This is a genomic window from Alcanivorax sp. 24, assembly GCF_004360225.1.
In the GTDB taxonomy this organism is placed as follows: domain Bacteria; phylum Pseudomonadota; class Gammaproteobacteria; order Pseudomonadales; family Alcanivoracaceae; genus Alloalcanivorax; species Alloalcanivorax xiamenensis.
This window is the reverse complement of the sequence record NZ_SNUA01000032.1, coordinates 1-9,123: the sequence shown is the minus strand read 5'-3', so window position 1 is coordinate 9,123 and position 9,123 is coordinate 1. Positions and strand designations below refer to the sequence as shown.

8 protein-coding genes and 1 pseudogene are annotated in these 9,123 nt (G+C 63.2%); 7 read left to right on the top strand and 2 right to left on the bottom strand.

Annotated elements, in window-relative coordinates; all coding sequences use genetic code 11:
* The 6 genes and pseudogenes from E0L37_RS21090 to E0L37_RS21065 form a co-directional block, all read left to right on the top strand.
* Positions 1-277: pseudogene (locus tag E0L37_RS21090) on the top strand (IS4 family transposase); the annotation flags it as partial.
* Positions 278-299: 22 nt separating this feature from the next.
* Positions 300-1,031: an ATP-binding cassette domain-containing protein gene (locus tag E0L37_RS21085; protein ID WP_305015946.1), complete on the top strand. Its 732-nt coding sequence runs from the start codon at positions 300-302 to the stop codon at positions 1,029-1,031.
* Positions 1,028-2,368 carry an HlyD family type I secretion periplasmic adaptor subunit gene (locus E0L37_RS21080; protein ID WP_133493610.1) on the top strand — a complete coding sequence of 447 codons (1,341 nt, stop codon included), beginning with the start codon at positions 1,028-1,030 and terminating at the stop codon, positions 2,366-2,368. Before E0L37_RS21085 ends, E0L37_RS21080 begins: the two co-directional genes overlap by 4 nt.
* Positions 2,369-2,715: 347 nt before the next feature.
* Positions 2,716-4,026 carry a TolC family outer membrane protein gene (locus E0L37_RS21075; protein ID WP_159660253.1) on the top strand — a complete coding sequence of 437 codons (1,311 nt, stop codon included), beginning with the start codon at positions 2,716-2,718 and terminating at the stop codon, positions 4,024-4,026.
* Positions 4,027-4,082: 56 nt separating this feature from the next.
* The gene (locus E0L37_RS21070) at positions 4,083-4,712 is read left to right on the top strand and encodes a biliverdin-producing heme oxygenase (RefSeq protein WP_133493608.1); all 630 of its coding nucleotides are present in this window, start codon (positions 4,083-4,085) and stop codon (positions 4,710-4,712) included.
* 5 nt (positions 4,713-4,717) lie between these two features.
* Complete coding sequence (locus E0L37_RS21065; protein WP_133493607.1) at positions 4,718-5,089, top strand: YbaN family protein; 372 nt, start codon at positions 4,718-4,720, stop codon at positions 5,087-5,089.
* Positions 5,090-5,252: 163 nt separating this feature from the next.
* Here E0L37_RS21065 and E0L37_RS21060 read toward each other — a convergent pair whose 3' ends face one another.
* Positions 5,253-6,209 carry an alpha/beta hydrolase gene (locus E0L37_RS21060; protein ID WP_133493606.1) on the bottom strand — a complete coding sequence of 319 codons (957 nt, stop codon included), beginning with the start codon at positions 6,207-6,209 and terminating at the stop codon, positions 5,253-5,255.
* The gene (locus tag E0L37_RS21055; RefSeq protein ID WP_133493605.1) at positions 6,209-8,224 is read right to left on the bottom strand and encodes a TonB-dependent receptor domain-containing protein; all 2,016 of its coding nucleotides are present in this window, start codon (positions 8,222-8,224) and stop codon (positions 6,209-6,211) included. The genes E0L37_RS21060 and E0L37_RS21055 overlap by 1 nt, the downstream gene beginning before the upstream one ends.
* A 337-nt stretch (positions 8,225-8,561) precedes the next feature.
* Here E0L37_RS21055 and E0L37_RS21050 point away from each other — a divergent pair, with 337 nt between their 5' ends.
* Positions 8,562-8,978: a PaaI family thioesterase gene (locus E0L37_RS21050; protein WP_133493604.1), complete on the top strand. Its 417-nt coding sequence runs from the start codon at positions 8,562-8,564 to the stop codon at positions 8,976-8,978.
* The last annotated feature ends 145 nt before the right edge of the window (positions 8,979-9,123 follow it).

The following is a 9,123-nucleotide window of genomic DNA, read 5'->3' as shown; positions in this document are numbered from 1 at the left end:
CGCGCTGCAATGCTGGCAGGCTTGGTACCAACAACGGCTCGCTTGCCATACCAGTGACGATTTAACGGAACTCTTTCGTCTGATCGGCCAGCAGCGTGTGGGGAATCGACCAGGACGTATTGAACCCAGAGCAGTCAAGCGACGACCGAAGCCGCTTCCGCTGTTAACCCGTCCCCGGCATGAGGCGCAGGCTTGGATACGTCAGCATGGGCATCCACCGAAGCAACGCCCATGGAATAAAACGGCCTCGGGCGGAAAGAAGGCGAGCGTTAAGTAAGTACCATTCAGGTCTGACGTTGATGCCCCCCGGCGCGGAACGTCCGAGTTTGGCCAATGTGCGTTTTGAGCTGACGCCGGGAGAAGTGCTTGGCGTGGTTGGGCCTTCCGGCTCCGGCAAGTCGTCCCTGGCGCGGGCGCTGGTGGGATTATGGCGGCCGCGTGCCGGCAAGGTGCGCTTGGACGGAGCGGACCTGCACGGTTGGCCCGCGGACGAATTGGGGCCGGCGATCGGCTATCTGCCGCAGGAGGTGGATCTGTTCGCCGGCACCGTGGCGGAAAACATTGCCCGCTTTGGCGAACTGACCGGCGGCGCTCAGCAAGCGGTTATCGATGCGGCGCGTCGCGCTGGCGTGCATGACATGATCCTTCGTTTGCCTCAGGGCTATGACACCGTGCTTGGCGAGGATGGCGGCGGCTTGTCCGGCGGCCAGAAGCAGCGGGTGGCGTTGGCGCGGGCGCTGTACGGTGAACCGGCGCTGTTGGTATTGGATGAACCCAACGCCAACCTCGATGACGTCGGCGAGGCGGCGCTGGCGGAGACCCTGAAAGCCTGGAAGGCGCAAGGCCGCACCGTGGTGTTGATCACCCACCGGGCGGCGGTGCTGGCGGTCACCGACAAGGTGCTGGTGCTCAAGGACGGCGTGATGCGGAAGTTCGGTGTTACCGCCGAGGTGATGGGGCAGCGCCGGCCAGCGGCGAAACCGGCACCCCGTGTGTCTTACAGTTTCGGCGCCGAAGGGGGTGGGGCATGAATGCGCGCATGGAGCCGCCGATCGAGGCCTTGCCGGGCGTGGGTTTGCGCCGCCGTGGTCAGCGCAAGCTGGTGTTATGGGGTGGCGTGATATTGCTGGGCGGGTTCGCCGCTTTTCTGCTGTGGGCGGTGTTGGCACCGTTGGATGCCGGGGTGGCACTGGAAGGCACGGTAACCGTGGATGGCTACCGCAAGCGCATTCAACATCCCGCCGGTGGTGTGGTGGCCGAGGTGCCGGTGACGGAAGGAGAGAGCGTCAGCCAAGGTCAGACGTTGCTGAAACTGGACGCCCGGGTGGCGCGGGCGGAGCTGGATTCCGCGCGGTTGCATCAGGCCATGGCGGTGGCCGGTATCGCGCGCCTGGAAGCGGAAAGCCAAGGGCTTGAGACCCTGGCCCTCGATCCGGCTCTGACGCAACAGGTTACTTCCGATCCGATACTGGCCTCGGCGCTGGAGGCACAACGGCAGCTTTTCCGCAGCCGCCGTCTGGCACTGCAAACAGAACGCGCCGGCCTTGAGCAGGCGATGGCTGGTGCCGAGGCGCGCTGGCGGGGTGAACAGGCACGGCAATCCAGTTTGCGGCAACGTCTGGCCTTGCTGGATCAAAGGCTGGCGGCGTTGCGGCCGTTGGCGGAGCAGGACTATGTACCTCGCAACCGGGTATTGGAACTGGAAGAGGAGCGGGCGCGGCTGAGCGGAGAGTTGGCCGCCAGCGACGCTGCGGCACGGGCGGCACGGGCCGGTTTGGGCGAAGCGCGGGCCAGGCTGGATGCCCTGCGTGACAACCAGAACCGTGACGTGGAGCAGGCGCTGACCGAACACCGTTTACGGGCCGCCAGTGAAAGCGAGCGGCTGGCCAACGCCCGCTTCCAACTGGAGCACAGTGAGATCCCCGCGCCGGTATCCGGCCGGGTGGTGAACCTGCAGGTGCTGACCCGGGGTTCGGTGATCCGTCCCGGTGACGTGGTGATGGAACTGCTGCCGGCGGACGAGCCGTTGTGGGTGGATGCCAGGGTGCCGGTGGACCGTATTGATTCGGTGCACGCCGGCTTGCCGGTGGAGCTGATGTTCACCGCCTTTAATCGCGCCAGTACACCACGCATCCCCGCCACGGTGACGCGGGTGTCACCGGACCGGCTGGAGGATCCGCACAACGGCCAGCCTTACTACGCCGCCCGGTTGCGGGTGGATCAGGAAGCCCGGGCCGCGCTCGGTGACCTGGTGGTGCAGCCGGGCATGCCGGTGCAGGCGTTCGTGCGCACCGGGGAGCGATCGCTGATGAGTTATCTGTTCAAACCCCTGGTGGACCGTATTCCGCTGGCGCTGGAGGGGCAATGACACAAGTCCCACCACATCGCGGTCCGTGGGCCGCTGCTGTCTCACAGTGTGTTTACACGCAACACGCTGGCACGCTTACACGCCAATTCGCTGCCAAGGCAGCTTCCCACTGCGACTTCGTGCCCCTTCCGTGGGAAACTGCCTTGGCAGTGAATACAGCGCGAATTCATGTCTCCAAGATCAATAGACAAGCCACGGCCATGGATTCAGCGCTCAAGCGCCAAAGCCGGGATAGCAGTGGTCCGTGGACCGCGCGCACGGAGACCTCTGTACCTACGGTGGGAGCGGTCCACGGACCGCGACACCTCGCTGCTGCCTGGCCGTGTTGGTCGGCCTGGCTGCTGCTGTTGTTGTGCTTGAGCCCGCTGGCGTCGGCGCTGACCTTGGAACAGGCCTTCGATGCGGCGCTGCGTCACGAACCGGACTTTCAGGCGGCGATTCATGACCGCCGCGCCGCCGGTGAATTCAAGGTGCTGGGCCGGGCCAATCTGCTGCCGACGCTGGCCTACAGTTATTCCTGGGGCAAGAACTGGTCGGAGGTGGAACAAGACTCGCTGTTTGGTCCGGTAACCGAGGAACGGGATTACCGCAGCTACAGTTCCTCGTTGAGACTGGAACAACCATTGTTCGATTACAGCGCCTGGGTGGCGCGGGATATTGGCCGCCTGCGCGCGGCGAGGGCGGAACTGGAGTTCGAGGCTCGCCTGCAGGAACTGGTGGTGAGGGTATCGCGAGCCTACACCGATACCCTGGTGGCCTGGTCCCGGCGCCGCTGGGCGCGGGAACAGACGTCGGTATTGACCGCATTGCTGGAGCGCAACGAGGCGTTGCGAAAAGCAGGGGAGGGGACCCTGACCGAAGTGCTGGAAACTCGCTCCCGCCTGGCCCTGGCCCGAGCCGAGTGGCTCGCCGCCGAAGAGCAGGCCCAGGTGGCGGAACGTGGTCTGACACAATTGACCGGGCTGGATCTCAGTGGCTGGCAACCACGGGCGCGTGGCGCGGTGTCGGCGTTGCCGCTGGACGGCGATCTGGCCCGCTGGCGTGAACAGGCGCTGCGCCACAGCCCGGTGCTGGCGGTACGTCGTGAGGATGTGGCGCTGTCGGAGCGGGAAGTGGACCGGCGGAAAGCGGGCCACTGGCCCACGGTCAGCCTGTACGCCAGTACCCGACGCACCGACTCCGACAGCGAGAATACCTACGGCCAGCATTACGATACCGACAGCGTTGGCGTGCAGGTGCAAGTGCCGCTGTACGCCGGCGGCGGTGTCGCCGCCGCCCGGCGCCAGGCGGCCGCCCGCCATGATGCCGAACAACAACGGCTGCTTTCTTCCCGGCAGCAACTATTGTTGGCGGTGGAACAACGTTTCCGCGATTGTCGCGGTGGCGCCTCCCGCCTCGAAGCATTGGCGGAGGCGGTGGCCAGTGCCGAGGCCCTGGTGGAAGCCACCCGTCAGAGCCTGCTCGGTGGCGAGCGCAACAATCAGGACCTGCTGGAAGCGCGCCGGCAGCTGCACGAAGCCCGCCTGGAATGGCTGGGCGCGGGTTACGACTATCTCAATGCCTGGTTGGAACTGCACCAGCAAAGCGGGGTTCTGGGGGTGCGGGAACTGAAAATCGTGGACCAGGCGTTGTACTTTTCCCGATCTCACTCGTCATAGTTGATGGAAGCCGTTGTTTATTGGCATTGCCTTGGTATTTGCATATAGGAATCATCATGACTCAGGCCAACACCGTGGATCTTGTCGAGAAGCCGCTGTCCTTGTGCCTCAAGGAAGGCACCCACCAGATCCATGAAAACCTGGATGATCGTCTGTCCGGTTTCGCGCCGTTCGCTGACGAACACAGCTATCGTTGTTTTCTGCGCATGCAGTTACGGCTGCAATGTGCCACCGCGCCGTTATATCAGGCGGAGGAGCTGCAAGGCCCATTCCCCGGTCTGGCGGAGCGATCCCGTTTGCCGGAAGTGGAAGCGGATTGCCGTGATCTGAACGTGAGCGATTCCGATCTGTCCTTTGATCGCCTGGCGGGCACCACCGCTTTGATCGCCGGTGTGCCGGCGGCGGTAGGCTGGTTGTACACCAATGAAGGCTCCAATCTGGGTGCGGCTTTCCTGTTCAAACTGGCGCGGGACAAACTGGGGCTGAGCGAAAGCCATGGCGCCCGGCACCTGGCCGGGCACCCGGACGGGCGCGGCCTGCACTGGAAGCGGTTCAAGGCGCAACTGGACGCGCTGGGGTTCAGTGAAGAAGACAAAGCTCAAGCGGTGCGAGGCGCGCGGGATGCTTTCGCCTTCGTCAATTCAGCGGCGGAAGAACTGATGGCGGCTTTGCCACGCCCGGCGTGAGTGGCATGCGTATCCTGTTGTGGCGTGCACTGGCGTTACTGGCGCTGGGCACCGCCATGCTCGGTGTGGTGTTGCCCGGACTGCCGACGGTGGAGTTTCTTTTACTATCGGCCTGGGCCGCAGGGCGTGGCTGGCCGGCGCTGGAACGGTGGCTGCTGGCCCACCCCCGTTTCGGGCCGCCGATCCGCCGCTGGCGTGAGTACGGTGCCATCTCCCGGCATGCCAAATGGATGGCGACACTGACCATGTCCATCGGCGTGGTATTGATTCTGCTCTCCTCGCTGCCGCACTGGGCCAAGGGCCTGCTGCCGTTGACCATGGTGGTGGTGCTGTTGTGGCTGTGGCGGCGACCGGAGCGGGAAACCGGGTGTCGCTAACGATGGGCCAGCGAATACATGAGTGGTCTCAAAGCCCTTGTGGGAAGCTTGCTCCGGGGTAGCTACGAAGCCGCCGTGGGAAGCTTGCTTGCAAGCGAATGCTTGGAACGCAGCCCCATTCGCTTGCAAGCAAGCTTCCCACGGCGGTGAGGTAATACCCTGATCAGGACCAGGCCGGATCCGGCGCCAGCCCGGCAACGATGCGCAGCGCCTCCGGCAGAGCGGCGCTGAACGTGTCGCCGTGACCAAGGCCGGGATAGAGACGGCGGTGCGCCTCGACTCTCGGGATGCGATCAAGATCATCGGCGAAGTGATTGAAGGCGGCATTACCCTGTTGTTTCCGTTGCCGGAGCTGGTCCGCGTTCATTTCCGCGGTGACGCGCACCTCATTATCTCCACGGCATAGCCAGACCGGGATGTTCCGCTCCGGCGGTCGCGCCGCCAGATGATCCAGTGATTGCCGCAATAGATTATCCGCCCAACCCAGGGAAGGGCTGACCGGCATATAAATACCAAATGCCTGGGGCCGGGTGCATAGCGTGAACAGTGTGAAAAGGCCGCCGAAAGAATGGCCCCAAAGCGCTTTGCGATTTGCATCCACCTGGGTCCTGCTGGCTACCCAGGGCGTGATGGTGGACTCGATCCGCTCGATAAAAGCAGCGGCGCCACCGCCTTCCCGTTGCGGCCGCCGCGCATCCCGCACCGAGGCCTGTCCTTCAGGCGCGGGCGTATAGTCGTAATGACGAGCCTCCCCGTCGAACAGCAGATCGGTGTCGTAGCCGATCATCACCAGCACCGGCGGTGTCGCTTCGTCGAGTGCCGTCAGCCACTCGGGCCGCAGCCGGCTCAGTACCGCATTGCCGTCAAGCAGATACAGCGCCGGGAAGCCGGCCGGCGGCGGCGTGCGGTCGGGAATCGCCAGCCACACCCGGTGCCGGCGCCGGCCTTCGGCGCCGGCGAAGACACGGCTCTCGAAGCGGTAACCGGCAAGGCCGGTATCCGCCACCGTGGTGCCCATGGTGCGGGTCATATCCGGGCGCGCCGCCGCCGGGCCGGGGAGCACCAGCAAACCGGCGGCGGCCAGCAGGCCCTGGGACAAGCGGCGTCGCTGCAGGTCCATCAGAAGTCCAACACCAGGCCGGCGGTGTAACGGCGGCCGTCCAGCACCATCTCGTAATCGGCGTTGGTCACCTGGCGGTCGCCGACATTATAAACGCCGGCTTTCAGCGTGAGGTGCTCGCTGGCGCGGTAGTTCAGGCCGAGATCCACCATCGAATACCCGGGAGTGCCGTCGGCCATGCTGGTGCGGGATTGGTAGTCCGAAGTGCGGCTGCGATGATTGACCCGCACCCAGCTTTGCAGACGATCGGTGGTTTGCCAGTCGACACCGGCGTTGACCATGTGGCGCGGAATCTTGTTCAGTGGTTCACCCTTGAACTCGCCGGTTTTCTGCTCGGAGTCGGTGAAGGTGTAGCTGGCGTTCAGCAATACCGTCGGTGTCAGATGCCAGGCCAGCGTTGCCTCCACACCCTGCATTTGCGCTTCGTCCACGTTGATGCGGTCGCTGACGAACATGTAGGTCTGACCTTCGTAATCGCAGCTCCAGGTGCTTGGATCGTTGCGGTCGCCGCCATTGTCGCACTCGCGGTATTCGGTGATCTTGTCCTTGAAGTCGGTTTGGAACAGCATCACGCTGGTGGCGAAACCGGATGGCAGATCCAGTGCCAGGCCCATCTCATAGTTAATGCTGGTTTCCGGGTCCAGATCCGGGTTGCCTTTGATGATGGCGCGCGGATGGCCCGCCGGATAGCCACCGCCACCTGTGATGCTGCCCCAGTCATCCGCGGCTTCGCGCAGGGACGGCTGGCGGTAGCCGGTGGAAACACCGCCTTTCAGTGTCAGTGCCGGATTCAGGTGGTACACCGCGTACAGACGCGGCGACACGTGGTTACCGAAGTTCTCGTCCTTGTTGAAGCGCAGCCCGCCGGTCAACGACAGATCATTGGTCAGACGCCATTCGTCCTCGAGAAATACCGCGTACTGCCAGCGGCTGATCTCACTGGTGCTGCTGGTGGGCAGACGGTTGGTGGCGTAGTCGGTGAGCTCCTCGTCCTTGTATTGCGCTCCGGCGGTGATGATATGACGCTCGCCGAACCAGGTGGCCTGGGTGTTGGCGGTCAGGGTTTCCAGCGTAATGCCGTTACGCAGCTCACCGACCCGGTCCGGGTTCTCGGTTTTTTCATTCTGGATGTAGGAGTCGGTGCTCCAGTTCCCGAAGTTGCCATTATGGGTGAGCGCGGCCACCTCTTTGTCGAAACGGCGGTGGGAGGGTTCCGAACCTTCTTCGTAGTATTTGCCCGGTGAGCCGTTTCGTTCCTGGCGGGTTTCCTGATAGGACAAGCCGATTTCGTTGCTCTGATCCGGAGTGAACACCAGTTTGGCGCCACCGCCGCGCACTTTCTGTTCCTCGAAGCCTTCCAGAATCTCGTCTTCATCACGGTGACGAACCTGACCGTTCACCTGCAGACCGAGTTTGTCCTTCAGCAGCGGGCCAGCGAGATACAAATCGGACTGGCGGGCGTTACCGGATTCGGAGTTGTCCTGCAGGGTGGCTTCGGCACCGAAGGAGCCGAGCCATTGATCCGGTACCTTGCGGGTAATGATATTGATCACGCCGCCCATGGCTTCGGAACCGTAAAGAGAGGACATCGGTCCGCGAATCACCTCGATACGTTCGATGGCGCGCAGTGGCGGCAGATAATTCTGCTCCAGGCCGCCGTCGTTGCCGTTGGCGGTGGCTTCACGGCCGGACAGCCGGCGGCCGTCCACCAGAATCATGGTGTACTTCGGCGACATACCGCGCAGGCTGATGTCCTGGCGGGAACCGCCGCCGGTGACGGTGACACCGGGGATGTCCTTCAAGGCATCAGTGACGTCGGTGTAGCTCTTGGTTTCCAACTGCTCCCGGTCAATCACTGAAATCGACGCCGGAGCGTCCGCGATATGCTGCTCGAAGCCGGCGGCGGACACCACCGTCACGGCTTCCAACAGGTGCGGGCTTTGTTCCTCGGCGAGAGCGTGATGAGCGATAAGGGTGGCGGTGCCGGCCAGAATGGCGCGGGGTAGGGCACGCATAGGGAATCGACGTGATGACAACACGGGCAAACCTCTCGAAAAAATAAAAAGTGGCCGGCCAGCCTGCCTGGTGTGCTGTTAAACACCACACCAGGGTCTGTTGGCGGCGGCCATAAAAATGGCACTCCCCTCTCCGGGAGAGGAGAGCCGGCGAAAGGGCCGGATGACGGCCTGATTGAGAAAGCTTTATATAATAATGGTTCTCATTTGTAAATGGGATTGCGTTGCGTTTCTTCGGATTACATGGAATATGCCACCGAGGCAGGTCGCTTTTGGCAATGGTCATGATCGCGGGAATCGGCAATGCTGCTGTTTTCTTTTGGCGGGAGGTAAAACAGTGGCTCTGACCGATGATTTCAAATGGGTGATGAACGCGCCGTTTCTCAAGCTGCTTGGATTGGAAGCCGTCAGCGTGGAGAGCGGCCGGGTGGTTTCGAGGCTGACCGTGCGTGAGGACCATCATCAGCAGAATGGCTACGTCCATGCCGGTGTGGTGGGCACCATGGCGGATCATACCGCCGGCGCCGCGTCCGCCACGGTGATGGCGGAAGGGTTCATGCCGCTGACCATCGAGTTCAAGGTCAACCTGTTGCGTCCGGCGGTGGGGCGGGCCCTGGTGTGTGAGGCAAACGTATTGAAAGCCGGCAAGGCGGTGACGGTGGCGGAATCGGAGGTGTTCGCCGAGGACGACAACGGCGAACGCAAACTGGTGGCGAAAAGCACCGTTACCCTGGCGGTGGTGCCGCGGCGGTAACCGGGAGCGGTAGGCTATGAAGCCGCTGTGGGAGATTCTATGGTGCCCTGCAATGCTTAAAAGAGCTTTGCGGGGCAATATTCTTGTTGCTGCTTCATCAGGGCGAAGGCGGTGCGGGCGATCTTCCGGGCCAGGATGACCAAGG

Bases quoted from the DNA above. Each gene is read 5' to 3' on its own strand.
- E0L37_RS21085 (WP_305015946.1), top strand. From the start codon at position 300: ATGCCCCCCGGCGCGGAACGTCCGAGTTTGGCCAATGTGCGTTTTGAG.
- E0L37_RS21080 (WP_133493610.1), top strand. From the start codon at position 1,028: ATGAATGCGCGCATGGAGCCGCCGATCGAGGCCTTGCCGGGCGTGGGT.
- E0L37_RS21070 (WP_133493608.1), top strand. From the start codon at position 4,083: ATGACTCAGGCCAACACCGTGGATCTTGTCGAGAAGCCGCTGTCCTTG.
- E0L37_RS21065 (WP_133493607.1), top strand. From the start codon at position 4,718: ATGCGTATCCTGTTGTGGCGTGCACTGGCGTTACTGGCGCTGGGCACC.
- E0L37_RS21060 (WP_133493606.1), bottom strand. From the start codon at position 6,209: ATGGACCTGCAGCGACGCCGCTTGTCCCAGGGCCTGCTGGCCGCCGCC.
- E0L37_RS21055 (WP_133493605.1), bottom strand. From the start codon at position 8,224: ATGCGTGCCCTACCCCGCGCCATTCTGGCCGGCACCGCCACCCTTATC.